Origin of the sequence: Vibrio sp. 1874 (genome assembly GCF_033344395.1) — a bacterium.
In the GTDB taxonomy this organism is placed as follows: domain Bacteria; phylum Pseudomonadota; class Gammaproteobacteria; order Enterobacterales; family Vibrionaceae; genus Vibrio; species Vibrio alginolyticus.
Genome location: NZ_JAWPOR010000007.1, coordinates 136117 through 160486 on the forward strand (window position 1 = coordinate 136117; position 24370 = coordinate 160486).

The 24370-nt window shown below is 44.6% G+C and carries 25 protein-coding genes; 18 read left to right on the plus strand and 7 right to left on the minus strand.

Features of this window, described 5'->3' with window-relative positions; translation table 11 throughout:
• Window positions 1–139 precede the first annotated feature (139 nt).
• Both R8N46_RS14710 and R8N46_RS14715 read right to left on the minus strand, forming a co-directional pair.
• The gene (locus tag R8N46_RS14710; protein WP_005380310.1) at window positions 140–589 is read right to left on the minus strand and encodes a YaiI/YqxD family protein; all 450 of its coding nucleotides are present in this window, start codon (window positions 587–589) and stop codon (window positions 140–142) included.
• Window positions 586–879: a hypothetical protein gene (locus tag R8N46_RS14715; protein WP_115386247.1), complete on the minus strand. Its 294-nt coding sequence runs from the start codon at window positions 877–879 to the stop codon at window positions 586–588. The genes R8N46_RS14710 and R8N46_RS14715 overlap by 4 nt, the downstream gene beginning before the upstream one ends.
• Window positions 880–1811: 932 nt before the next feature.
• Here R8N46_RS14715 and R8N46_RS14720 point away from each other — a divergent pair.
• The gene (locus tag R8N46_RS14720) at window positions 1812–2297 is read left to right on the plus strand and encodes a GNAT family N-acetyltransferase (RefSeq protein ID WP_005380314.1); all 486 of its coding nucleotides are present in this window, start codon (window positions 1812–1814) and stop codon (window positions 2295–2297) included.
• Here the strand turns inward: R8N46_RS14720 and R8N46_RS14725 are convergent.
• Together R8N46_RS14725 and R8N46_RS14730 are read right to left on the minus strand one after the other, a co-directional pair.
• Window positions 2257–2556, minus strand: coding sequence for a DUF3301 domain-containing protein (locus R8N46_RS14725; RefSeq protein ID WP_005380315.1), 300 nt, complete (start codon window positions 2554–2556; stop codon window positions 2257–2259). The genes R8N46_RS14720 and R8N46_RS14725 overlap by 41 nt on opposite strands.
• A 13-nt stretch (window positions 2557–2569) precedes the next feature.
• Complete coding sequence (locus R8N46_RS14730; protein ID WP_115386246.1) at window positions 2570–3607, minus strand: DUF3549 family protein; 1038 nt, start codon at window positions 3605–3607, stop codon at window positions 2570–2572.
• A gap of 76 nt (window positions 3608–3683) precedes the next feature.
• Between R8N46_RS14730 and R8N46_RS14735 the strand changes: the two genes are divergently transcribed.
• Both R8N46_RS14735 and truC read left to right on the plus strand, forming a co-directional pair.
• On the plus strand, window positions 3684–3998 hold the full coding sequence (locus tag R8N46_RS14735) for a YqcC family protein (protein ID WP_042521408.1): 315 nt from the start codon (window positions 3684–3686) through the stop codon (window positions 3996–3998).
• A gap of 4 nt (window positions 3999–4002) precedes the next feature.
• The gene (gene truC, locus R8N46_RS14740) at window positions 4003–4785 is read left to right on the plus strand and encodes a tRNA pseudouridine(65) synthase TruC (protein ID WP_115386245.1); all 783 of its coding nucleotides are present in this window, start codon (window positions 4003–4005) and stop codon (window positions 4783–4785) included.
• 67 nt (window positions 4786–4852) lie between these two features.
• Here truC and R8N46_RS14745 read toward each other — a convergent pair whose 3' ends face one another.
• The 3 genes from R8N46_RS14745 to map all read right to left on the minus strand — a co-directional run bounded on the left by R8N46_RS14745 (window position 4853) and on the right by map (window position 8990).
• Window positions 4853–5236 (minus strand): DUF3461 family protein, encoded by a 384-nt coding sequence (locus R8N46_RS14745; RefSeq protein WP_005380322.1) that lies wholly within the window; start codon window positions 5234–5236, stop codon window positions 4853–4855.
• A gap of 142 nt (window positions 5237–5378) precedes the next feature.
• Complete coding sequence (glnD, locus tag R8N46_RS14750; protein WP_017636037.1) at window positions 5379–8003, minus strand: bifunctional uridylyltransferase/uridylyl-removing protein GlnD; 2625 nt, start codon at window positions 8001–8003, stop codon at window positions 5379–5381.
• A 108-nt stretch (window positions 8004–8111) separates the two neighbouring features.
• Window positions 8112–8990 carry a type I methionyl aminopeptidase gene (map, locus tag R8N46_RS14755; protein WP_005380326.1) on the minus strand — a complete coding sequence of 293 codons (879 nt, stop codon included), beginning with the start codon at window positions 8988–8990 and terminating at the stop codon, window positions 8112–8114.
• A 384-nt stretch (window positions 8991–9374) separates the two neighbouring features.
• Here map and rpsB point away from each other — a divergent pair, with 384 nt between their 5' ends.
• The 15 genes from rpsB to rnhB all read left to right on the plus strand — a co-directional run bounded on the left by rpsB (window position 9375) and on the right by rnhB (window position 24332).
• Complete coding sequence (gene rpsB, locus R8N46_RS14760) at window positions 9375–10103, plus strand: 30S ribosomal protein S2 (RefSeq protein WP_005380327.1); 729 nt, start codon at window positions 9375–9377, stop codon at window positions 10101–10103.
• Window positions 10104–10235: 132 nt separating this feature from the next.
• On the plus strand, window positions 10236–11081 hold the full coding sequence (gene tsf, locus R8N46_RS14765) for a translation elongation factor Ts (RefSeq protein WP_005380328.1): 846 nt from the start codon (window positions 10236–10238) through the stop codon (window positions 11079–11081).
• Window positions 11082–11228: 147 nt separating this feature from the next.
• A complete protein-coding gene (pyrH, locus tag R8N46_RS14770; protein ID WP_005380329.1) occupies window positions 11229–11954 on the plus strand; it encodes a UMP kinase in 726 nt (241 codons plus the stop codon).
• A 100-nt stretch (window positions 11955–12054) separates the two neighbouring features.
• Window positions 12055–12612 (plus strand): ribosome recycling factor, encoded by a 558-nt coding sequence (gene frr / locus R8N46_RS14775; RefSeq protein ID WP_005380330.1) that lies wholly within the window; start codon window positions 12055–12057, stop codon window positions 12610–12612.
• Window positions 12613–12708: 96 nt separating this feature from the next.
• The gene (locus R8N46_RS14780; protein WP_005380331.1) at window positions 12709–13464 is read left to right on the plus strand and encodes an isoprenyl transferase; all 756 of its coding nucleotides are present in this window, start codon (window positions 12709–12711) and stop codon (window positions 13462–13464) included.
• 12 nt (window positions 13465–13476) lie between these two features.
• Entirely contained in the window at window positions 13477–14319 is an 843-nt protein-coding gene (locus R8N46_RS14785; protein ID WP_005385351.1) for a phosphatidate cytidylyltransferase, read from the plus strand.
• Window positions 14320–14369: 50 nt separating this feature from the next.
• Window positions 14370–15575 (plus strand): 1-deoxy-D-xylulose-5-phosphate reductoisomerase, encoded by a 1206-nt coding sequence (gene ispC / locus R8N46_RS14790; protein ID WP_054574847.1) that lies wholly within the window; start codon window positions 14370–14372, stop codon window positions 15573–15575.
• A complete protein-coding gene (rseP, locus tag R8N46_RS14795; protein ID WP_005380334.1) occupies window positions 15575–16933 on the plus strand; it encodes a sigma E protease regulator RseP in 1359 nt (452 codons plus the stop codon). Before ispC ends, rseP begins: the two co-directional genes overlap by 1 nt.
• A gap of 44 nt (window positions 16934–16977) precedes the next feature.
• On the plus strand, window positions 16978–19392 hold the full coding sequence (gene bamA, locus R8N46_RS14800) for an outer membrane protein assembly factor BamA (RefSeq protein ID WP_005391802.1): 2415 nt from the start codon (window positions 16978–16980) through the stop codon (window positions 19390–19392).
• 13 nt (window positions 19393–19405) lie between these two features.
• Window positions 19406–19915, plus strand: a complete 510-nt coding sequence (locus tag R8N46_RS14805) for an OmpH family outer membrane protein (RefSeq protein WP_005391804.1) — start codon at window positions 19406–19408, stop codon at window positions 19913–19915.
• 6 nt (window positions 19916–19921) lie between these two features.
• Complete coding sequence (lpxD, locus tag R8N46_RS14810; RefSeq protein ID WP_213972452.1) at window positions 19922–20953, plus strand: UDP-3-O-(3-hydroxymyristoyl)glucosamine N-acyltransferase; 1032 nt, start codon at window positions 19922–19924, stop codon at window positions 20951–20953.
• A 232-nt stretch (window positions 20954–21185) separates the two neighbouring features.
• Window positions 21186–21638, plus strand: a complete 453-nt coding sequence (gene fabZ / locus R8N46_RS14815; protein ID WP_170890487.1) for a 3-hydroxyacyl-ACP dehydratase FabZ — start codon at window positions 21186–21188, stop codon at window positions 21636–21638.
• 1 nt (window position 21639) lies between these two features.
• Window positions 21640–22428, plus strand: a complete 789-nt coding sequence (gene lpxA, locus R8N46_RS14820) for an acyl-ACP--UDP-N-acetylglucosamine O-acyltransferase (protein WP_005380357.1) — start codon at window positions 21640–21642, stop codon at window positions 22426–22428.
• Window positions 22429–22547: 119 nt separating this feature from the next.
• Complete coding sequence (lpxB, locus tag R8N46_RS14825) at window positions 22548–23687, plus strand: lipid-A-disaccharide synthase (protein ID WP_005380359.1); 1140 nt, start codon at window positions 22548–22550, stop codon at window positions 23685–23687.
• Window positions 23688–23696: 9 nt separating this feature from the next.
• Window positions 23697–24332 carry a ribonuclease HII gene (gene rnhB, locus R8N46_RS14830; protein WP_005380361.1) on the plus strand — a complete coding sequence of 212 codons (636 nt, stop codon included), beginning with the start codon at window positions 23697–23699 and terminating at the stop codon, window positions 24330–24332.
• Window positions 24333–24370: the final 38 nt, after the last annotated feature.

Below are 24370 nucleotides of genomic sequence, written 5' to 3' on the forward strand. Positions count from 1 at the left end.
AAGCTATGGCGAGCGAGATGAAAAATAAACAGAACAAAACAAATGGGAGTAAGAGCACGCTTTGGGTGCAATGCTGAGAATGAATTTTCAGGAATGAGCCAGGCTTTGATTTGCTGGCTCAATATGAATAGAGTGAGGGTTACTTCTTAAATTTCGCCAAAATACGATCCAAATGGTTTGCAAATTCGCGTCGATCGGTTTGAGAAAGCGCGGCGGGCCCACCTGTCTGAATTCCGCTTGAACGCATGGTTTCCATAAAGTCGCGGATATTTAGGCGAGCTTTGATGGTGTCTTTTGTATAGAGCTCGCCACGAGAACTGAGGGCTTGAGCGCCTTTAGAGATAACCTCATCTGCAAGCGGAATATCTGACGTGATCACCAAATCGTTGGCTTCTACACGCTTGACGATTTCGTTGTCTGCGATGTCAAATCCCGCAGGGACTTGTAGCGAGTGGATGTTGTCTCTTTTCGGCACAGGGACAACGTGGTTAGCGACAAACGTACATTCAATCCCCGTACGCTCGGCGGCACGCACAATGGTTTCGCGAATAACTTTCGGACACGCGTCTGCATCTACCCATAACTTCATGATGATTTCTCACTGAGTTTCGCTTCTAACTCTTCAATACGAATGACTAGCATTTTTACGGTGCGTTCTAGGGCTTCAAGACGATCATTATCGGTGTGGTGCTGTGCTGCGATTTCAACCTTGGGTACGCGTTGAGCACTCTTCCAACTTTTTATTGCGGTGATTAACGCTGGCATTGGAACTGGCGTTTTCAATCGTGCTTTCACTAACGCTACGGTTGGCTCTTTTCCTTGTTGTTGCAACTGTTCCATTGCCGTTTCTAATTCTTTAGTAACGTCTTGAGTTAACATTTTTAATCCTTAACAACGATATATCTATCATCATACGTTGAGTGCGCTGATTTGGCGAATGGCATTTTGGAGAGTGTAGTGTGAGAGATCTCTTACATAGGTTGTGAGAGAAAACGATTTCGTAAGCGGAAAAAGAGAAAATAAAGAGCTTAAGTTTATGATAAATAATGATTTAACAACTTGTTAACCAATGTGAGAGCCAAATATTTATCTTGGATAGATTGTCTATTTTTGGAAAAGGCGTAAATTGAGAGTTGTCAGCAGGAAGCAGACATGGAACAGGAAAGCACCAAGGATTTGGTTATCGTCAGGAAGACGATTTGGTTGGTCAGGATGATTAATCAAGCATGGAGCGTAGGACATTGTAAGGATACGATCATCAATAGGATGTTGATGACTAAGGATAGACAATGGACCCCTCTAGGATTGAGGTTATGGACAGCATCAGGAAGATGCAAGGGACACCGCTCAAGGAACAAGTGACGTGTGCTAACGAGGAATGTTAGCAGTCAGGATGATAAGGACACCGCTAGGACGGCGACGTAAGGAATAAGCTGACGGAATCAGCCACTATTATGGATGATGCATGGAGCACTTTTAGTAGCCGGACTGCTGCGAGTAAGACCATGACCCCGATACTTATGTGTCGGGGTCTTTCTTATATAAAAACGATATCCAGTGTTCTCATTGAATTAAGCATCTCGATGTTACTTGGGGATATCAATATCACAAAATATATAAACTCCTAATAACACTTAATAAAAAACAACTCAGATCAATATCCTTTCCAACCAGTTGGTTTAACTTTCGGCTTCTCTACAAGGTGTTATGCCCGCAATCATTGAGCATGTTCAGCTCATCGAGTTTGTGATCTGCGGATAGATTAAGTTTGTTGTAATCAAGGAACAGATGTGGCCATAGTAACCAGAAGAATGCTTCTTCTACCCTACAATGAGTCGTTGCAACTAGAATTCGTCATGCTGAATTGCTGTGCGAAAAACCGTGCTGAATTGAATGGTCCGTATACAGTTGCGTCTGCCAAACAGATGTTTGAGAAAATACTGGATGATGAGAACATTTATAGTATGGCAGTGCTAGAGAGCACCAGTCGTGACTATATGGGGCACGTGTTCATTGCTAATCTCGATTCCGAACCTGAATTAGGGTTTATTTTTGATAAATCATATTGGGGTAAAGGGTTAGCAACAGAAGCACTAAAAGCATTTTTCCCCAAAGCGTGCCGTGAATTGGGCTTGAATAAGGTGAAAGCTAACGTGAATAGCAATCATCAAGCTTCTATGGCAGTACTGAAAAAGCTGGGATTTGTTGAAACAAAAGAAAGTAAGGATATATATGGTCCTTACTTTGAAATGGAATTTACAAGCGATGCGGTGGTAGGTGAAAGTTCTGCGGCCTGAAACCGACCATGGTTAACTCTCCTTGGTAGCAATCGTCACCAAGAGATGAAAACTCAAATTGATACACCGTATGCCAACGCCAGACTCCGTCTGGCGTTTTTAGTTTATGGGCACCAAAGGCGATGCTGATTAATTGGAGATCCAATTGCTCACATTTACGCGTGATGGCCGCTTTTGCGAGTTCGGCTTGGCGACGCTGTTGCCAAAACAGGTAACAGAAAAAGCAGAGCCCTAAAATTGCTAAAAGATCACCAATCATTCCTGAACCTTTCTTAGCTTTTTGTTGTTTGTTGTAAGCTTACTAGCGCATTTGCTAGTTCCTCTGATGGGTTTGAATGCAGCAAAGGCAATAACACCATTCTTAACTCTGGCAGCATCACTAAATCGGCAAATAACTGATTAAATAGGGCTTGATTACCGGTTTGAGCTAAACGCAGCAAAAACCGTTCTGCTACCTCTTCATTGGCGAGTAAGTGCCAAGCGCGACCCGCCACACCAATCAATACCTCCTGATGGCTTAAACGAGGGCTATGCAATATCGCATCTAATACTGGAGAGGCGACTTCTGTTGGTGCACCAGCAAGGGCTCGGATAAGTGCTGAAAGTAGGAAGAGATCAGGTTCGCTACTTGCGATTTCTTGCTGTGCCTTTTCCGCGATACGTTCTGCTAAACGCTCTTGAAGCTCTACATGCTCAAGCGCACCTAATAGTGCATAAAGTGGCTCATTTGGTAGGTGGTTCAACGCTTTGCGTATCATTACCCCGTTTTGCTCTTTTTCCAGGCGAGCGGCTATGTCTGTGATACCTTGCAGACCTACAGTTTGCCAATTATCCCAGCCTAAACCTCCAGAGAAGTAATGCTGGGTATGCTCGTAATATTGGCTGGTAGGAAGATTGAGGTTTGCGCGGACCTGGCTATGAAACACGGCCATTTTATCTTCGGAAGGTTTGAAAGTGTATGGGTTGTTAGACAGCTTTTGTTGTTGCTCTTCAGTGATATCATCATTGAGGCGTGTTCCCATAGCCTCTACAACGTATTTAATGAAATTGCCGATATCCGCTTGCTTTAACAAACCACGCTCGTCCAATTCAAACTTTAGAAACCAAATCCAAGGTTGCTTTTGTTCATTCCAATAAGCGATGGCAAGGTGTGCTTTACGCTGCATTGGAAATGGGTAAGGTGCTTGACCTTTTTCTACATCGGTAAACTCTTTTTTAGCGATGGTTTTGATACGGCGACCAAGATCGAAGATTTGATAATCACAGTGGCTGTTGTTCAACAGTTGAGTGAGGGTTTGAATGTTTTCCATTAAATACGACGTCCTAACGTTCTTTTCACAAGAAATGGTATCATTCTCGGCTAATTCAAGGTTCGAGATAGAATTAATGGTAACAAATACTCAATTGGTCGACTTACTTCACCAACTTGAAACGCAGCTTAGAGAGCATAAATTGTGGCAATACACTATGCCTTCAGAGCAAGCCTTACAGAGTGCGGAGCCATTTGCGATTGATACGTTGCATCCTCATGAATGGTTGCAGTGGATTTTTATAGCCAGAATGCACGCACTAGTGAAAAATAACCAACCACTGCCAAGAGGGTTTTCTCTCGAGCCCTATTTTTCAGAAGCGTGGAAGCAGGAACCGCAGTTCGCAGAGCTGCTCGTTACAATCCGAACCATTGACGAACTGTGTAAGTAAACGAATGCTAGAACAAGAACTAACGCGATCTTCAGAACCACTTGAGCTGGAGATCGTTTATCAGGATGAATATTTTGTAGCGGTCAACAAGCCTGCAGGCATGTTAGTGCATCGCAGTTGGTTAGATAAACACGAAACTCAGTTTGTCATGCAAACTTTGCGCGACCAAATTGGTCAGCATGTGTTCCCATTGCATCGTCTGGATCGTCCAACATCTGGTGTGCTCGTGTTTGCGTTGTCGAGTGAAGTCGCATCACAAGTCATGCCGATGTTTGCTGAACATAAAATGGAAAAGACATACCACGCAATAGTACGTGGTTGGATTGAGGAAGAGGGCGTCTTGGATTACGCGCTCAAAGTCGAGTTAGACAAGATTGCGGATAAGTTCGCTTCACAAGAAAAAGAAGCGCAAGAAGCGGTGACGGAATATAAGCCGTTGGCTAAAGTGGAGGTTCCCTATTCGACGGGTAAATTTCCTACAACGCGTTATTGCTTAGTTGAGATGAAACCTAAAACGGGGCGTAAGCACCAACTTCGTCGTCATATGGCACATCTACGCCATCCGATCGTGGGTGATACAACGCACGGGGATGGAAAGCACAACAAGCTGTATCGCACAGAGTTTGATTCTCATCGTTTGCTACTGCATGCTTCAGAGTTACGGTTTGTCCATCCATTTACCGATCAAGAGATTGTCATGACGGCCAATCTTGATGAAACTTGGCAGCAATTGTTTACTCGATTTGAGTGGGATGAACCGATAATCGGCGCAGTTAGATCTAGATAATGATTGAGTACAAATAAAAAGGGTTAGCATCAATGCTAACCCTTTTTAATATTTAAGACTTAACGTTTTACTTTAGTTTTTCAAGATCCGCTTCGATCTCTGCGATCTTGCTCGAAACGACTTTTTCTAAATGACGAAGGTCTGAAAGAATTTTCTCTTTTACATCAACCTCAGGTTGTTTCGTTGGCTTAGTGATTTTATTCAGTTCATCAATGACTAATGTGAGGTTACGGTTGATTTCCGTTACTTCTTTATATTTGTGACTGCCACTGTCCACAAGAACATTTTTGATTTGGCGCGGGTATTTGAATTTAACGCTTTTAGCGAACAGTTCGCCTTTTTGCTTGTGGAAATAGATCTTGAGTACGTCTTTGTGTGCTTCTTGGCGTAGGGAATAACGTTCAATCTGCTTAGGGTCGTGAATACCCAAACCAGTGAGGTGGGGATACATAGGCTACCTCTATTACATCGAATTGATATTGATATAACTGTAGCAGCCTATGTATGAGCTAGATAGCTGATATTTAGCCAAAATGCTTAACTTGTGGGCAAGATCGCTCTCGCCCTGAACCGAAAAGGTTGGCAGGTTTGATCTAAGCTGCGACCTCATCAGATAACTTTTCGATCAATCTCTCTCTTAGCTCATCTTGCTGTTCTTCACTTAACCTCCCCCCAGCATCACTGGTTAAAATAAACAAGTCTTCTGCTCGCTCACCAATGGTGGTGATTTTTGCACCGTGAAGGTTGATATTTAAATCAGCAAACGTACGGCCTACTTTGGCCAACAGCCCTGGTGTGTCTAGCGCGACAAACTCCATTAAAGTGTGTTTTTTACCTTTGGTTGGTAAGAAGTCGACTTTTGTTTTCACGTTAAAGTGCTGAAGTTTGTTCGGAGTACGGCGCGTTTTAATCTTGGTTGGTCGGCCCGCCTCCAGTACATGGGTGAGGTGTTTAATCACCGCCGCGTGACGAGACTCATCGATCGCTTCGCCATGTTGATCGAGTACCATAAAGGTATCAATCACGTGCCCATCTTTGCTGGTCATGATTTGCGCGTCGTGTACATTAAAATTACGCCTATCTAACTCCGCCACGACCGTCGCAAATAAAGCAGGCTGGTCTTTCGTATATACAAACACCTCAGTGCCGCCACGAGTGGCTTTTTTACTGATCAATACCAAAGGCTTAGTCGGATCTTCCATGCGAAGTAAGTGTTCACAGTGCCACGCGATTTGCGTATGAGTATGACGAAGGAAGTAGTCAGCTTTAAAGCGTTGCCACAATACTTCAATTTCGCGCGCGGCAAACCCCTCTTTGCGCAGCATTGCGGAGGCCATTTGTTGATTGTGGCGAATTCGCTCACGCACATCGACAGGGTTCTCTAGGCCTCTACGTAAAGCACGTTGTGTGGAGTAATACAGCTCCGCAAGTAAAGTTCGTTTCCAAGCATTCCAAAGTTCTGGGTTGGTTGCACAAATATCTGCAACTGTCAGGCATACAAGATAATCGAGAGATTCTTCGTCTCTGACTTTTTTGGCAAATTCGGTAATGACATCAGGATCATAAATGTCTCGGCGCTGTGCGGTGACAGACATTAATAGATGATGTCTTACCAACCAAGCGACAAGTTTGGCTTCGGGCTTCGATAAGCCATGCTCAATGCAGAAGTCGTATGCTTCTCCTTCACCGATAATTGAGTGATCGCCGCCACGACCTTTCCCGATATCGTGGAAAATAGCGGCAATAATCAGCAGCTCTTTCTTTTGCATTCGAGGGTAGACGTCACAGCAAATAGGGTGCTTCGCATGATTTTCTGGGTCACTAAAAGTGTTGATGTGTTTAAGTAAGCGAATACTGTGTTCATCAACTGTGTAGGCATGGAATAAGTCAAACTGCATTTGACCAACAATCTGACTCCATTGCGGTAAATAGGCCGCCATAACCCCTAATCGGTGCATGAGACTGAATGCTTTGTGCAGAGCATTAGGGTGACGACATAACGCCATGAACTTTTCACGCGCAGCAGGAATGGTGTGCAAAAACTTGTTGAGCCGACGGCGAGCGGTGCGCAGTTGACGCAGCGTTGGTGGGCTCACCCCTTCAATAGTTGAGTCGTTAGCAATATGTAAGAACATATCCAGAATAGTTTCTGGGCGAGCTTGGAACAATGCGGGTTTCCGCGCTTCAATTAAAGAACCGCGACGTTGAAAGTCCGTATCGAGAATCTCGGCACTTTCTGTCGCCCCACCATTAATGATCGCTTGGTCAAAGAGTTTGAGTAGCATTTTATTGAGCTCTGCCACACGACGAAGCGTGCGGTAGAACTCTTTCATCATCATTTCTACGCCTCGATTGCCTTCTCCGACGTAGCCTAGATTTTCCGCAACTTGTGCTTGATGGGCAAAGGTCAAGCGGTTGTCATAGCGGCGAAGCTCCATGTGCAGAGCGAAACGTACTCGCCAAAGGAAGTCCTGACATTCAACCAATTCTCGGTATTCTGCGTCAGTTAAAAATCCGTATCGGCTCATTTCTAACAATGAAGTCGCACCAAAGTGACGTCGAGCGACCCAGCTTAATGTATGAATATCGCGTAGCCCGCCAGGGGTTGATTTAATGTCCGGTTCTAAGTTGTAGGTCGTGTCGTGGTAACGTGCATGGCGTTCGCGCTGCTCTTGAATTTTAGCGCGGTAAAACGTCTCACTTGGCCAGAAAGAGTCTGATAACACGACTTTCTTCAGTGCCTGAAAGGTGTCCTCGCTTCCACACAGCAATCGCGCTTCTTGCAGGTTTGTCGCGACCGTTAGATCGGCTTTACCAATTTCAGCACATTCAGTAACGGTGCGAACAGCGTGTCCGACCTCGAGTTTTAAATCCCACAACAGCGTAATGAATTCGCTGATTTTTGCTTCTAACGCGGTTGGCAGTTTATTGTTCGACAGAATCAAAATATCGATATCGGAGAGCGGATGCAGCTCGCCGCGTCCGTAGCCACCAACGGCAACCAGAGAAATGTTGTAAATATCCTTGAAGCCAAAATGTTGCCACAAACGATTGAGAAGCAGATCCATATATTCAGCTCTGGCTAAAACCAAGCTTGTTACCGGATGATGATTGAGAAACTCTTGGTTTTGATTAGAGCTAAACTTCTCTAATTCTTGTTTGAGTTCACCGATATTGATTTGTTCATCGGAAAAGGTAAGAGGGGACTGAAGTGTCATATTTGCCATCCGTGCAAGCTAATCTAATAACAATCTAACAAATTTGCGGCAGATAAAAAATATCCCCGCCGAAGCAGGGATATAGTAAACAACGAGTGGTCGTCAGCTTTACGCGTTTTTCATTAGGCGAGGAATCGTATCGTCGCTACGAAGCGTCAGTACTTCACAACCTTCTTTTGTTACAACAATGGTATGTTCCCATTGCGCAGAGTTCTTGCCGTCGCCCGTGTAAACAGTCCAGTCATCTTGTGCATCAACAGAGCAACCAAATTTACCTGCGTTAATCATCGGCTCAATAGTAAAGCACATGCCTTCTTTTAATACGCGGCGGTCTTTGTTCTTGTAATGAACCACTTGTGGTTCTTCATGGAACTCATCGCCGATACCGTGGCCACAGAAGTCTTTCACAATAGAAAACTTGTTGCGAGGATTGTTCTTGTTATTCTCTTTGATGTACTTCTCGATAGCTGTACCGATGTCACCAACCGTTGAACCTGGCTTAACGGTACGCATACCAACGTACAGTGCTTCTTGAGCTACCATGCACAGACGTTTGTTTGCAGGCGAAACATCACCGACTAGGAACATCTTAGAAGTGTCACCATGGTAACCCTGAGGACGCACGCTCAGATCGGCATTCTCATCATTTGGAACGATTACGGTAATATCAACGTTTAAGATGTCACCATCTTTTAGTACCGCCGGCTTCATTTGGCCGTTGCTACCGATTTCGTCTTTTTCCGCTGGAATACCGTGGCATACGATATGGTTGATTGAAGTACAGATCGACTTAGGGAAACCATGGTAATCAAGCGGAGCAGAGTATGCGCCTTTTTCTAGAGCGTACTCATGACAGATTTTGTTTAACTCTTCTGTCGTCACACCAACTTTGATGTGTGGTTCGATCATTTCTAGAATCTCTGCGGCTAGCTTGCCCGCAATGCGCATGCGTTCTATTTCTTCAGCAGTTTTAATCTTGATTGACATTGGCTTTCTCTACTTATTCCTAAGCACGTAAACGTGCGAATGGCCGCATTCTATCAGACATCGGGGCGTTAACCCAAGTTAGATAGGAATATGCATCATTCTTAATTCGATCATATGTTTAAAGTTTTGCTTATAAATAGGAGAAAGTGGCTCGGTGAAGAAATAATTTTTACTAGCCACAGTGAGCTAAAATATGGTATAAAGCGCGCCGGAATAGAGGACTGTTCTCTTCGTTTAGCAAAGTTAAGCGGCGAAGCAAGCTTCATCCGAATAACCTTTTATCTTTAAATCACACACATTCCGTCACATATTCCGGGGTGCTGAGCAGAAGCTTGGTCGGAGTTATGGGGAATGTGGAGGCCTAACCCCATAGAGGATTTTAAAATGGCAACTGTATCAATGCGCGATATGCTAAAAGCTGGTGTTCACTTCGGTCACCAGACTCGTTACTGGAACCCAAAAATGAAGCCATTCATCTTTGGCGCTCGTAACAAAGTTCATATCATCAACCTAGAAAAAACTGTACCAATGTTCAACGACGCTCTAGCTGAACTAGCTAAAGTTGGCGAGAAGAAAGGTAAGGTTCTATTCGTAGGTACTAAGCGCGCTGCATCTGAAGCTGTTAAAGAAGCTGCAATCGCAAGCAACCAGTTTTACGTAAACAACCGCTGGTTAGGCGGTATGCTTACAAACTACAAAACAGTTCGTCAGTCTATCAAGCGTCTAAAAGAACTAGAGACTCAATCTCAAGACGGTACTTTTGACAAACTAACTAAGAAAGAAGCTCTAATGCGTACTCGCGAAATGGAGAAGCTAGAGAAATCTCTTGGTGGTATCAAAGACATGGGCGGCCTACCAGACGCTCTATTCGTAATCGACGCTGATCACGAACACATTGCAATTAAAGAAGCTAACAACCTAGGTATTCCAGTATACGCTGTGGTAGATACTAACTCTAACCCAGACGGCGTTGACTACGTAATCCCAGGTAACGACGACGCGATCCGCGCTGTACAGCTATACCTGAACGCTGCTGCTTCAGCAGTATCTGAAGGTCGTAACAAAGACGTAGCTGCAGTTGCTGAAAAAGACGGTTTCGTAGAAGCTGAATAATAGCGGCTCTGTGTCACACTTGGTCTATGTGAAACCTTTGTGTAGCATAAACTAAGTTATAGTTAGCAATGGGGGCCGACAATGTTAGGCCCCTGTTTTTTACCTTATTTCGAATCAAACGAGGAAGACAGAATGGCAACTGTAACTGCTGCTCTAGTTAAAGAACTTCGCGAGCGTACTGGCGCTGGCATGATGGAATGTAAGAAAGCGCTTGTAGAAGCAAACGCTGACATCGAACTAGCAATTGAAAACATGCGTAAATCTGGCGCAGCGAAAGCAGCTAAGAAAGCTGGTAACGTTGCAGCTGAAGGCGCAATCATCATCAAAGAAGAAAACGGCGTTGCTGTTCTTCTTGAAGTTAACTGCCAAACTGACTTCGTTGCTAAAGACGGTAACTTCACTGCATTCGCAGAAGAAGTTGCAGCTGCAGCTCTAGCTTCAAAAGCTTCTGTTGAAGAACTACAAGCACAATTCGAAGACGCACGTGTAGCTCTAGTAGCTAAAATCGGTGAAAACATCACTATCCGTCGCGTAGAATACGTTCAAGGCACTGCAATCGCTTCTTACCGTCACGGTGAGAAAATCGGTGTTGTTGTTGCTGGTGAAGGCGACGCAGAAACTCTTAAGCACGTTGCAATGCACGTTGCTGCTTCTAAGCCTGAGTTCGTTAACCCAGAAGACGTACCAGCTGACGTAGTAGAAAAAGAGAAAGCGGTTCAAGTTGAAATCGCAATGAACGAAGGCAAGCCTGCTGAAATCGCTGAGAAGATGGTTGTTGGCCGCATGAAGAAATTCACTGGCGAGATCTCTCTAACAGGTCAAGCTTTCATCATGGAGCCTAAGAAAACTGTAGGCGAAATGCTGAAAGAAAAAGGCGCTTCAGTTTCTACGTTCGTTCGCCTAGAAGTAGGTGAAGGTATCGAGAAGAAAGAAGAAATGAGCTTCGCTGAAGAAGTTGCAGCAGCTCAAAAAGGTTAATCCTTAGAGACTGTATAAAGATTAGACCGTAGCCAAGGCTGCGGTCTTTTTATGAGCAGTGAACGATTAGCCGTGATGAATAGCCATAACTGAAGTTGTGTCTATTCATGACTGTTAATCAACAACTCTCTTTGGAAGGTAAACTCCATGACTACGAACCCTAAACCAGCGTATCAACGTATTCTATTAAAACTGAGTGGTGAAGCTCTTCAAGGTGAAGACGGTTTTGGTATTGATCCTGCGGTCCTTGATCGTATGGCACAAGAAGTTAAAGAACTGGTTGAACTGGGTGTTCAGGTTGGTGTAGTTATCGGTGGCGGTAACTTGTTCCGTGGTGCAGGCCTAGCTGAAGCTGGTATGAACCGCGTAGTTGGTGACCACATGGGTATGCTTGCTACAGTAATGAATGGCCTAGCGATGCGTGATGCTCTTCACCGTGCATACGTAAATGCGCGCGTTATGTCTGCAATCCCTCTAAAAGGCGTATGTGACGACTATAATTGGGCTGATGCGATCCGTGAGCTTCGCCAAGGCCGAGTTGTCATCTTCTCTGCTGGTACTGGTAACCCGTTCTTTACAACGGATTCTGCTGCTTGTTTACGTGGTATCGAAATTGAAGCGGATGTCGTACTAAAAGCGACGAAAGTTGATGGTGTATTTACTGCTGACCCTGTAGCAAACCCAGACGCAGAGCTGTATGATAAGCTATCTTATGCGGAAGTTCTGGATAAAGAGCTGAAAGTTATGGACTTGGCGGCGTTTACGCTAGCTCGTGACCACAAAATGCCAATCCGCGTATTTAATATGAACAAGCCAGGCGCACTACGTCGCGTGGTTATGGGCGAAGCAGAAGGCACGCTCATCAACGAATAAGCTTGGCTTAAGGTGCCACTCCAAAGCGTTAGGGTGGTGCTTGCTTTGCTCAACCGTTTTAGGCTTTCTTCAGGAAAGATGACATTTTTAAGGTGAAACTGTGATTAACGAAATCAAAAAAGACGCGCAAGAGCGCATGGATAAAAGCGTTGAAGCGCTTAAGAACAACCTTTCTAAAATTCGTACAGGTCGTGCACACCCAAGCCTACTATCTGGTATTTCTGTAGAATACTACGGTGCAGCAACACCTCTAAACCAAGTAGCAAACGTTATTGCTGAAGATGCACGTACACTTGCAATCACGGTTTTTGATAAAGAGCTGACGCCGAAAGTAGAAAAAGCGATCATGACGTCTGACCTTGGTCTAAACCCTATGTCAGCTGGCACTATCATCCGCGTTCCACTTCCACCGCTAACGGAAGAACGTCGTAAAGACCTAGTTAAGATCGTCCGTGGTGAAGCTGAAGGTGGTCGTGTTGCTGTTCGTAACATCCGTCGTGACGCAAACAACGATCTTAAAGCGCTTCTAAAAGATAAAGAAATCTCTGAAGATGAAGACCGTAAAGCACAAGACGAAATTCAAAAGCTAACTGACGTTGCAGTTAAGAAGATCGATGAAGTTCTTGCTGCAAAAGAAAAAGAGTTGATGGAAGTTTAATACTCCCACACACATCACTGTTGGAAAACGCTGTGCTCACAGCTCAGCGTTTTTTTATGTTAGTCTATCCAACTGATGGAACTCAATTAACTCCCTATGCAAAATTCTCAAGCCTTCTCTGATTCCCTTCCTAAGCATATTGCCATCATTATGGACGGTAATGGCCGTTGGGCTAAGTCCAAAGGAAAACCTCGCGTATTTGGTCATAAAAAAGGCGTTAGTGCCGTTCGTAAGACCGTGGCTGCTGCTTCAAAACTAGGCATTAGAGCCATGACGCTGTTTGCTTTTAGTAGTGAAAACTGGCGTCGTCCGGAGGAAGAAGTGGGTCTTTTGATGGAACTGTTTATCACGGTCCTGTCTAGTGAAGTAAAAAAACTACACAAAAATAACTTACGGTTGCGCGTGATCGGTGATACCAGTCGATTTAGTGAGCGTCTACAAAAGAAAATTGTAGAAGCAGAAAACCTAACGGCAGATAACACGGGTATGGTGATCAACATTGCAGCCAACTATGGCGGTAAATGGGACATCACAGAAGCTGCTAAAACGTTAGCGCTAAAAGCACGTAACGGTGAAATTCGTGTAGAGGATATCAATGAGCAGCTAATCACTGAGCATTTGACCATGGCAGACCTACCGGAAGTGGATCTTTTAATTCGCACCAGTGGAGAGTGCCGCATCAGCAACTTTATGTTGTGGCAAATGGCTTATGCAGAAATGTACTTTACACCAGAGTACTGGCCAGAATTCGATGAAGACAGTTTGGTAGAAGCTGTGACTTGGTTTATCAACCGAGAACGTCGTTTTGGCTGTACAGGTGAACAAATAAAGGCATTGATGGCAGCTCAATAAGGACTAGTTAGTTTGAAACAGAGAATAATAACAGCACTAATTTTAGCTCCCCTGGTTATTTTAGGCATTTTTAAATTACCGCTAATGGGCTTTATTGCCGCTTTAACTGCAATAACGCTATTAGGTTTTTGGGAGTGGACTCAGTTTACAGGAAGCAACTCTCGCATTGCTGCCCTTGTGCCGGCAATCATTATTACCGGACTTAGTTTTCTATACATCTCGCCTGATGCATATAGCCTCAATCACTTAACGACACCTCATTATGTCGTCTTGGGTATTGGTTTTGTTTGGTGGATTATTGCTAGCTTAATGGCGATTACTTACCCCAAAACGACGAAATCTTGGCAAAGTAATTTTGTTTTACGTCATGTATTTGGTTTTCTGACATTAATCCCATTCCTTTGGAGTGTGATTATTCTCAGAGCGTATGACATCACTGTAGATCCATACCACGGCGCAAAGCTTGTATTGTACGTTTGTTTCTTGGTATGGGCTGCAGATAGCGGCGCCTACTTTGCAGGCAAAAGCTTAGGCAAACGTAAGATGGCTCCTCATGTAAGCCCCAATAAAACCATTGAAGGGCTAATTGGTGGCATTATCACGGCATTAATAGTAGCGTGGGCATTTGCTGATTGGTTCGACATCCAGTTCACTAGCCCTGTCCATATGGTGCTGATTACGCTAGTGACTGTCGTTATTTCAGTGCTTGGTGATCTGGTTGAAAGTATGTTCAAACGTGTCTCAGGCATTAAAGACAGCAGTAACATTATCCCAGGGCACGGTGGTGTGCTAGATCGTATCGACAGCCTAACCGCAGCATTCCCAGTTTTTGCTCTTCTTTACTACGTATTCTAATTTATCAGGAGCGGCGTCGTCGCTCCTGAGCTTTCTAACGGTCTTACAACATGCAAAAGTTAACGATTCTTGGTGCTACTGGATCAATTGGTGCAAGCACGCTTAAAGTGGTCGAACAAAACCCAGATCTGTTTTCTGTCGTTGCCTTAGCGGCAAGCACTAACGTTGAAAAGATGATCGGTCTATGTCGTCAGTGGCAACCTAAGTATGCGGTCATGGCAGATAAAGCTGCGGCATCTCAACTTCAAGCTGAGCTACACTCGGTTTCACCAAGTACCGAAGTGTTAGGTGGTGTTGATGCGCTATGCCATATTGCTTCGCTGGACGAGGTCGACAGTGTAATGGCTGCTATTGTAGGAGCAGCCGGCTTATTGCCTACTATGGCTGCCGTGAAAGCAGGTAAGCGAGTCTTGTTGGCAAATAAAGAAGCACTTGTAATGTCAGGCCAGCTATTTATTGATGCTGTAGAAGAATTTGGCGCAGAGCTACTTCCCGTCGACAGTGAACACAACGCCATTTTCCAATGTTTACCACAGCAAGTACAAACCAATCTAGGTCGTTGCAATTTACAAGAACATGGCATTTCTCATATTTTGTTGACTGGATCTGGTGGTCCTTTCCGTTACACTGACATCGCAGAACTGGAGCAGGTGACACCCGCTCAGGCGATCGCTCATCCAAACTGGTCGATGGGGCCAAAAATTTCTGTTGATTCTGCCACGATGATGAACAAAGGCCTTGAGTATATCGAAGCTAAGTGGCTATTTAATGCTGCTCGCGAACAACTGAAGGTGGTTATTCATCCTCAATCTGTGATTCATTCTATGGTTCAGTATCGTGATGGTTCGGTCTTGGCACAAATGGGAGAAGCGGATATGGCGACGCCAATTGCGCTCACCATGTCATACCCGTCAAGAGTAGAAGCTGGGGTTAAGCCGCTAGACTTCACGAAAGTTGGTGAGCTGACGTTTTTGCAGCCTGACTTTGCTCGTTACCCATGTTTAAAACTCGCAATTGATGCTTGTTATGAAGGTCAACACGCAACAACGGCATTGAATGCAGCTAATGAAGTCGCTGTTGATGCATTTTTAAATAACAGACTAGGTTTTACCGATATTGCTCGCATCAATGAGTCTGTGTTGAATAAAATCAACGCAAGCTGCAAAGCTGAGAATGCGAATAGCTTGGAAAGCTTGCTCGAGCTAGATAGAATGGCACGAACTATTGCCCTAGAAACCATACGCGAGCGTAGCTGATGACTGGTATATTGTGGAATCTCATTTCTTTTATCGTCGCACTGGGCATTCTTGTTGCCGTGCACGAATTTGGGCATTTTTGGGTTGCTCGCCGTTGCGGCGTTAAAGTTGAAAAGTTTTCAATCGGTTTCGGCAAGTCTATTTGGAGTAAAGTAGGCAAAGACGGAACGGAGTACAGCATCTCAATGATCCCTCTCGGCGGCTATGTGAAAATGGTTGATAGCCGTGTCGATGAGGTGCCAGAACATGAGAAGCACTTAGCGTTTGATAAGAAGCCGTTATGGAAGCGAACCTCTATTGTTGCGGCTGGCCCCATCTTTAATTTTCTTTTCGCAATTTTTGCCTATTGGCTGGTATTTCTAATTGGCATCCCTGCTGTTAAGCCTGTAATTGGTGAAGTTACGCCCAATTCGATTGTTGCGGAAGCTGGAATTGAATCTGGAATGGAACTTAAATCGATATCTGGTATCAAAACTCCGGATTGGGAATCAGTAAATATGGGATTGATTTCTCATATTGGCGATGATTTGATGACGGTAACACTAACGTCAGCGAATGAAGTTGGTTCAGAAGTAACGAAAACGCTCGATTTACGTGAGTGGAAGTTCGACCCAGAAACTCAGTCAGCGATGCAGTCGTTAGGTTTTGCTCCGTATACACCGGAGGTGTATCGAGTTATCGAGCAGGTCTCGCAAGGTGGAGCGGCGGAAAAAGCCGGTGTGCTTCCAGGTGATGAGGTTGTCGCAATTGGTCAACAACGCGTGACCGAATGGAAGCAAGTGGTTGAAGCGGTTCGTTCTAATCCTGATACACCGCTTGAATTGACGGTGTTACGTCAGGGTTATGAGCAAACATTGACGCTGACGCCCGGTAGCCGTGAGCTAGCTAACAAAGAAGTCGTTGGTTTTGCAGGTATTGCACCTAAAGTCGCAGAATGGCCAGAAAGTTATCGCTTCGATCTTCAGTTTGGTGTATTCGAGTCAATAGGTAAAGCAGTAGACAAAACTGGCCAAGTCATTGGTTTGACAATCAGCATGCTTAAGAAGCTGATTGTTGGAGACGTTGGTCTGAATAATCTGAGTGGACCAATATCAATAGCCAAAGGCGCAGGCGCGACAGCAGATTATGGTTTGGTCTACTTTTTAGGTTTTCTCGCTCTAATTAGTGTTAACCTAGGTATTATTAATCTCGTTCCTTTACCAATGTTGGATGGCGGTCATTTGTTGTTTTTTGCAATTGAAGCAGTCATTCGACGCCCTGTTCCTGAGAAAGTGCAGGAAATGGGCTTTAGAATTGGTGGTGCGATCATCTTCTCGCTCATGGCGTTAGCGCTATTTAATGATTTTACTCGTCTGTGATAGTTCAGAGACAAAAGCAGTAGCAAGGAATAATTAGAACAAGTATGGCGATTAAGCGAATTCTATTTGCAAGTTTACTGGCGACCAGTGTATCTGCAAATGGAGCAGAGAACTTCGTAGTTCAAGATATTGAAATCGATGGATTGCAGCGTGTAGCACTGGGTGCTGCATTGTTGAAAATGCCTGTACGTGTCGGTGATACCATTGGCCAAGGCGATGTTGCAGAAATTATCCGCGCCCTGTATGCATCTGGTAACTTTGAAGATGTGAAAGTGTTGCGTGACGGTGGTGTTCTGATGGTTCAAGTCAAAGAACGTCCTACCATTGCAAGCATCTCTTTTTCAGGTAACAAAGCAATCAAGGACGAGCAGCTACAAGAAAACCTGAACGCGTCTGGTGTTCGTGAAGGTGAAGCGCTTGACCGCACCACGCTAAGCAACATTGAAAAAGGCTTAGAAGACTTTTACTACAGCGTAGGTAAATACAACGCAACAGTAAAAGCGGTGGTTACTCCACTACCACGTAATCGTTCTGACCTTAAGTTTGTCTTTACTGAAGGTGTGTCGGCAAAAATTCAGCAAATCAACTTTATCGGTAATGAAGTGTTCAGTGATGAAGAGCTGCTTTCGCGCTTTAACTTAAATGTTGATGTGCCGTGGTGGAATTTCCTTTCTGATGAAAAGTATCAAAAGCAAGTCCTTGCAGGTGATATTGAAGCACTCAAATCATTCTACCTGGATCGTGGTTACTTAAAATTTAACGTTGATTCGACACAAGTTGCAATCTCTCCTGACAAGAAAGGGGTATACATTACTCTTGGTCTAGAAGAGGGCGAGGTTTACACCGTTAAGGACGTGAAGTTCCGTGGTGATTTGATTGGTGAGGAAGCGACGTTCGAAAGACTTGTGCCATTTGAAGACAATGAGACATACAACGGCTCGTTGGTTACTTCAATGGAAGAAGGGATTAAGCGTGTGCTTGGTGAGTCCGGTTATGCTTATCCTCAAGTGAATACCATTCCTGAGTTTGACGACGAGAATCAAGAAGTTTCTTTGGTCGTTAACGTAGACCCGGGTAACCGAATTTATGTTCGTGATATTCGCTTCACGGGTAATAACTCAACCAAAGATGAAGTCCTTCGTCGTGAAATGCGTCAGATGGAAGGCAGTTGGTTGAACTCGAAATCGATTGAAACGGGTAAAACTCGTCTAAATCGTTTGGGCTACTTTGAAAATGTTGAAGTACAGACGGTTCGAGTTCCTGGTAGTGATGATCAAGTTGACCTAGTTTACTCTGTCAAAGAAGCGAACTCTGGTAGCGTTAACTTCGGTGTTGGCTACGGCACAGAATCGGGTGTGAGCTTCCAGGTTGGCCTGCAACAAGATAACTTCATTGGTAGTGGTAACCGTGTTGGTATCAACGCGATGATGAATGACTACCAGAAAAACATCAGTCTAGATTACCGTGATCCGTACTGGAACTTAGACGGTGTAAGCTTAGGTGGTAAGGTTTTCTATAACGAATTTGAAGCGAAAGAAGCCAATATCGTTGACTATACCAACGAAAGCTATGGCGCGAGCTTAACGTGGGGTTTCCCATTCGATGAGTTGAACCGTTTTGAATTCGGTGTCGGTTATACGCACAACAAGATCGGTAACTTATCGCCTTACTTACAGGTAGAGCAGTTCTTACGAGCACAAGCAGACAACATTGATTCTAGTGGAGCGTTGAACACAAACGACTTCGACTTCAATATCTCTTGGACACGTAATAACTTAAACCGTGGCTACTTCCCTACGGCAGGTAACCATCAGCGTGCATTCTATAAAATGACCGTACCTGGCTCTGACGTTCAATACTTCAAAATGCAGTACGATGTTCGTCAGTATGTGCCATTGACTAAAAAGCACGAGTTTACCCTCTTGTTCCGTGGCCGCTTAGGTTACGGTAATGGTTACGGTCAAACGGATGGCAACGATAACTTGTTCCCATTCTACGAAAACTACTACGCAGGTGGCTTTACATCGCTTCGTGGCTTTGGCTCAAACTCTGTTGGTCCTAAAGCGGTTTACCGTGATACATCTGGTTCAAACAATGGCGCAGATACAGCAACAGATGACTCTGTTGGTGGTAACGCCGTAGCGCTAGCAAGTGTTGAGTTGATTGTCCCAACACCATTTGCATCAGAAGAAGTACAAAACCAAATTCGTACCAGTATCTTCTTTGATATGGCAAGTGTTTGGGATACGGAGTTTGACTACCGCGATTCAGGTGCGGAATATGGTGACCGTTACTACTACGATTACTCAGATCCAACCAACTACCGCTCTTCTTACGGTGCGGCGTTGCAGTGGATGTCTCCAATGGGGCCACTAGTATTCTCACTAGCGAAACCAATTAAGAAATTTGATGGCGATGATGAAGAGTTCTTCACATTCACTATCGGTAGAACTTTCTAAAGAGGAAAATATTTTGAATAAAATGATCAAAGCGGCTGGGATTGGCCTTCTTGTACTGAGCTCTTCAATGTTTGCAAATGCGGCAGAAGCTGCACAAAAAATTGCTTATGTAAATACAGCTCAAGTTTTCCAAGCTCTTCCTCAACGTGAAGTTGTACTACAAAAAATGCAGAAAGACTTCAAAAGCAAAGCTGATGAACTGAAGTCAATCCAAGCACAAGCTAAAACAAAGATTGAGAAGCTACAACGTGACGGCGAGCTTTTGGGTCAAGACGAAGTTGAAAAGCTACGTATCGATATCGCGAAGCTAGACAGCGAGTACAAAGTGAAAGCACAAGCACTTGAAAAAGCAAGTGCGCGTCGTGAAGCTGAAGAAAAAGCGAAGCTTTTCAAAACGATTCAAGATGCAGTTAAGAAAGTCGCAGACAAAAATGGTTACGATCTTGTGATTGATATCTCTGCTTTGCAGTACGGCAAGCCAGAATACAATATCTCTGAAGACGTAATTAAAGCTCTAAAATAAGAAGTTATGAAGACATTAACATTAGCCGAATTGGCGACAATTACCGGGGGTGAACTGTTTAGTGACGAGTCTCTCGTTGTAAGCCGTGTTGCCCCAATGGATAAAGCACAAGAAGGTGATGTAACCTTCTTGTCTAACCCAAAATACGCAAAACACCTTTCTGAGTGCCAAGCTACCGTTGTTATGGTAAAGGCTGAGCATAAAGATCAATGCGTTGGAAATGCGTTAGTGGTTTCAGACCCTTATGTCGCATTTGCTCGTGTGGTTCAAGCGATGGATACCACACCAAAGCCGGCAAACGATATTGCACCAAGTGCTGTGATTGCCGCTGACGTTAAGATGGGTGAGAACGTTACAATCGGCGCTAACGCTGTGATTGAAACGGGCGTAGAACTCGGCGATAACGTAAGCGTTGGAGCTGGTTGTTTTATCGGTAAGAACGCCAAGCTAGGGAATAACACCAAGCTTTGGGCTAATGTCACTATCTATCATGAAGTGTCATTGGGTGATGACTGTCTCGTTCAATCGGGTACCGTCATTGGCTCTGATGGCTTCGGTTATGCGAATGACAAAGGCGAGTGGATCAAAATTCCTCAGCTTGGTTCAGTGCGTATCGGTAACCGCGTTGAGATTGGTGCTTGTACTACGATTGACCGCGGTGCACTCGAAGATACTATCATTGAAGACAATGTCATTCTGGATAACCAACTTCAAATCGCGCACAACGTGCAGATCGGATATGGTACCGTGATGCCTGGTGGTACTATTGTCGCGGGCAGTACAAAAATTGGTAAGTACTGCCAGATTGGCGGCGCGTCTGTTCTGAATGGCCATATCACTATCGCAGATGGTGTGGCTATTACAGGTATGGGCATGGTAATGCGCAGTATCGAAGAAAAAGGCCTTTACTCATCAGGTATCCCACTACAAACGAACAGAGAGTGGCGTAAGACCGCGACTCGAGTTCACCGTATTGATGAGATGAATAAGCGCCTAAAAGCGGTTGAAAAACAGCTGGAACAGAAAGAAGAAATTTAGAACAAGTTATCTTTCGCTCTGTATTTAACATGAAGGCTAACAAGCTCTAGTTCCATATTCTGTAAGAAGACTCGCGAAATGCGGGTCTTTTTCTTCTATAATGACGCGCTCTAAATAGATTTAACTCCAAGATGGTGCGTATTTTGCTAGTATATTGCAAAGCGATTCGGCTTTACGACCTGTTGCCACGTTTGCCATCTTGGCGGCAAAAAATTGATATAGGAAGACGACTTTGACTACTGAAAAGAAAACGATGAACATCTCTGAAATTCAAGAGCTACTACCTCATCGCTACCCATTCTTATTGATCGACCGAGTGATAGACTTCCAAGAAGAGAAGTACCTTCACGCGATTAAAAACGTGTCGGTTAACGAACCTCAGTTCACAGGTCACTTTCCTCAACTACCAGTATTCCCAGGTGTTTTGATTTTAGAAGCAATGGCTCAGGCAACAGGCTTACTTGCATTTAAATCATTTGGTGCACCAACAGAAAATGAACTGTACTACTTTGCAAGCGTAGACGGCGCGAAATTCCGTAAACCAGTGGCTCCGGGCGACCAATTGGTTATTGAGGTAGAATTTCTGAAAGAACGTCGCGGCATTGCTGCATTTAGCGGTGTAGCAAAAGTTGACGGTGAAGTGGTATGTTCTGCAGAACTGAAGTGTGCTCGTCGAGAGTTTTAATATGATTCATGAAACCGCTAAAATCCACCCGGCAGCGGTGGTAGAAGAGGGCGCCAAAATTGGTGCTAACGTAACAGTAGGTCCTTTTACGTACATCACCTCTACGGTTGAAATTGGTGAAGGCACAGAAGTGATGTCTCACGTTGTGATCAAAGGTCACACAACTATTGGCAAAGATAACCGTATTTTCCCACATGCTGTCATTGGTGAAGAAAACCAAGACAAAAAATACGGTGGTGAAGACACAACTGTGGTTATCGGTGACCGTAACGTCATTCGTGAAGCGGTCCAAGTTCACCGCGGCACAGTGCAAGACAAAGCAACCACGATCATTGGTGATGACAACTTATTGTGTGTGAATGCACACGTTGCGCATGATGTTGTTATTGGTAACCACACTCATATCGGTAATAACTCGATTCTTGGTGGTCACGTTACTGTTGATGACTATGCCGGTGTGATGGCGCTGTCTGCGATTCATCCGTTTTGTACAGTGGGCGCTTACGCATACATTGGCGGCTGTTCAGCTGTGGTGCAAGATGTCCCAGCTTATGTACTCGCGCAAGGTAACCACGCTACTCCATTCGGCTTGAACCTTGTTGGCTTGAAGCGTAATGGCTTTGAGAAACCAGAGATTCGTGCGCTACAAAAAGCGTATAAAGAAATCTACCGTTCAGGTAAGACGCTAGAAGAAGTGAAGCCTATTCTGGCTGAAATGGCTCAAGAGTGGCCGGCTGTGAAGCGTTTCTCAGATATTCTGGAAACGACGGAACGTGGCATTATTCGTTAATTGGCGAATGAACCAATAAATAAAAAGATCGTGACCAAATTTGAGGTTACGATCTTTTTGTGTTTTATGGATAAGGCAAACCGTTATCCATAGCGCACAGGAAAAATAGCGAAGTAGATATGGAAAGACCATTACGTATTGGCATCATTGCCGGAGAATTGTCTGGCGATACGCTAGGTGAAGGCTTTATCAAAGCAGTAAAGCAACAATATCCAGACGCAGAGTTCGTAGGCATTGGTGGTCCGAAAATGATAGCCCAAGGTTGCGAGTCTCTGTTTGATATGGAAGAGCTTGCGGTGATGGGATTAGTCGAGGTTTTAGGCCGCTTACCGAGACTTCTTAAAGTGAAAGCTGAGCTCGTTCAGTATTTTACTCAGAATCCGCCTGATGTTTTCATCGGGATCGATGCTCCTGACTTCAACTTACGCTTGGAGCTTGACCTCAAGCAAGCGGGCATTAAAACCGTTCATTACGTGAGTCCGTCTGTTTGGGCTTGGCGTCAGAAGCGCATCTTTAAAATAGAAGCGGCAACGAACTTGGTACTAGCATTTCTTCCGTTTGAGAAAGCGTTTTACGACAAATTTAATGTACCTTGCGAGTTCATTGGTCATACCTTGGCTGATGCCATCCCACTAGAATCAGAACAAGCGCCTGCACGTGAGTTGCTTGGTTTAGAACAAGATAAAAAGTGGCTTGCTGTCCTGCCAGGCAGTCGTGGTAGCGAGTTAAAAATGCTCTCAGAGCCATTTATTGAAACCTGCAAGTTACTCCATAAAAAATTTCCAGAAATGGGGTTTGTTGTCGCGCTTGTTAATCAAAAACGCCGTGAGCAGTTTGAACAAGCATGGAAAGAGCTAGCGCCAGAGTTGGACTTCAAGTTAGTTGATGACACCGCACGCAACGTCATCACCGCATCCGATGCCGTGATGTTGGCCTCCGGTACCGTAGCGTTGGAGTGTATGCTTCTCAAGCGTCCAATGGTGGTGGGTTATCGTGTGAATGCATTTACTGCTTTCTTAGCTAAACGTCTATTGAAAACGAAGTATGTGTCATTGCCGAATATCTTGGCGGATGATGAGCTCGTCAAAGAATATCTACAAGATGAGTGCACACCAGACAATTTGTTTACTGAGGTTTCTCGCTTATTGGAAAGCGACAATAAACCGATGTTAGATAAGTTTACGGAAATGCATCATTGGATTCGTAAAGATGCGGACCAACAAGCCGCAAACGCAGTTCTAAAACTGATTGAAAAATAGAGATTTATCATGGCTGTTAAACCAAAAGCGACCAAAACCAAAGTTGAACTCCCTCCGTTTGAATATCCGCAAGGTTATCAGCTTGTGGCCGGAGTCGACGAGGTCGGACGTGGCCCTTTGGTGGGAGACGTCGTCACCGCTGCGGTTATCCTTGATCCTAACAATCCTATTGAAGGGTTGAACGATTCGAAAAAATTGACCGAAAAGAAACGCATGGCGTTGCTTCCTGAAATCAAAGAAAAAGCATTGGCGTGGGCGGTCGGGCGTTGTTCTCCTGAAGAAATCGATCAACTGAATATTTTGCAGGCGACTATGGTTGCGATGCAGCGTGCAGTGGCGGGGTTACAGGTTCAACCTGATTTGGTGTTGATTGATGGTAACCGTTGTCCGGAGCTGCCAATGGATGCTCAAGCTGTAGTAAAAGGCGATCTACGTGTTGCCGAAATCAGTGCGGCTTCAATTATTGCCAAAGTCGTGCGTGACCAAGAGATGGAAGAGTTGGATAAACTTCATCCACAATTTGGCTTCGCGAAGCACAAAGGTTACCCAACTAAAGCGCACTTTGAAGCGATTGAGCAACACGGAGTGATCAGTGAACACCGCAAGAGTTTCAAGCCAGTAAAAAAAGCGTTAGGCATAGAATAATCAAACGATCTAATTGGTGTTATAAACCCAACCTCTTT

Coding starts and splice junctions, on each gene's coding strand:
- lpxB (WP_005380359.1), top strand. CDS start 22,548: ATGGAAAGACCATTACGTATTGGCATCATTGCCGGAGAATTGTCTGGC.
- R8N46_RS14715 (WP_115386247.1), bottom strand. CDS start 879: ATGTTAACTCAAGACGTTACTAAAGAATTAGAAACGGCAATGGAACAG.
- lpxA (WP_005380357.1), top strand. CDS start 21,640: ATGATTCATGAAACCGCTAAAATCCACCCGGCAGCGGTGGTAGAAGAG.
- bamA (WP_005391802.1), top strand. CDS start 16,978: ATGGCGATTAAGCGAATTCTATTTGCAAGTTTACTGGCGACCAGTGTA.
- map (WP_005380326.1), bottom strand. CDS start 8,990: ATGTCAATCAAGATTAAAACTGCTGAAGAAATAGAACGCATGCGCATT.
- lpxD (WP_213972452.1), top strand. CDS start 19,922: ATGAAGACATTAACATTAGCCGAATTGGCGACAATTACCGGGGGTGAA.
- truC (WP_115386245.1), top strand. CDS start 4,003: ATGCTAGAACAAGAACTAACGCGATCTTCAGAACCACTTGAGCTGGAG.
- R8N46_RS14730 (WP_115386246.1), bottom strand. CDS start 3,607: ATGGAAAACATTCAAACCCTCACTCAACTGTTGAACAACAGCCACTGT.
- rseP (WP_005380334.1), top strand. CDS start 15,575: ATGACTGGTATATTGTGGAATCTCATTTCTTTTATCGTCGCACTGGGC.
- R8N46_RS14725 (WP_005380315.1), bottom strand. CDS start 2,556: ATGATTGGTGATCTTTTAGCAATTTTAGGGCTCTGCTTTTTCTGTTAC.
- R8N46_RS14720 (WP_005380314.1), top strand. CDS start 1,812: ATGCTTCTTCTACCCTACAATGAGTCGTTGCAACTAGAATTCGTCATG.
- R8N46_RS14745 (WP_005380322.1), bottom strand. CDS start 5,236: ATGTATCCCCACCTCACTGGTTTGGGTATTCACGACCCTAAGCAGATT.
- rnhB (WP_005380361.1), top strand. CDS start 23,697: ATGGCTGTTAAACCAAAAGCGACCAAAACCAAAGTTGAACTCCCTCCG.
- pyrH (WP_005380329.1), top strand. CDS start 11,229: ATGACTACGAACCCTAAACCAGCGTATCAACGTATTCTATTAAAACTG.
- tsf (WP_005380328.1), top strand. CDS start 10,236: ATGGCAACTGTAACTGCTGCTCTAGTTAAAGAACTTCGCGAGCGTACT.
- ispC (WP_054574847.1), top strand. CDS start 14,370: ATGCAAAAGTTAACGATTCTTGGTGCTACTGGATCAATTGGTGCAAGC.
- glnD (WP_017636037.1), bottom strand. CDS start 8,003: ATGACACTTCAGTCCCCTCTTACCTTTTCCGATGAACAAATCAATATC.
- R8N46_RS14710 (WP_005380310.1), bottom strand. CDS start 589: ATGAAGTTATGGGTAGATGCAGACGCGTGTCCGAAAGTTATTCGCGAA.
- R8N46_RS14735 (WP_042521408.1), top strand. CDS start 3,684: ATGGTAACAAATACTCAATTGGTCGACTTACTTCACCAACTTGAAACG.
- rpsB (WP_005380327.1), top strand. CDS start 9,375: ATGGCAACTGTATCAATGCGCGATATGCTAAAAGCTGGTGTTCACTTC.
- R8N46_RS14780 (WP_005380331.1), top strand. CDS start 12,709: ATGCAAAATTCTCAAGCCTTCTCTGATTCCCTTCCTAAGCATATTGCC.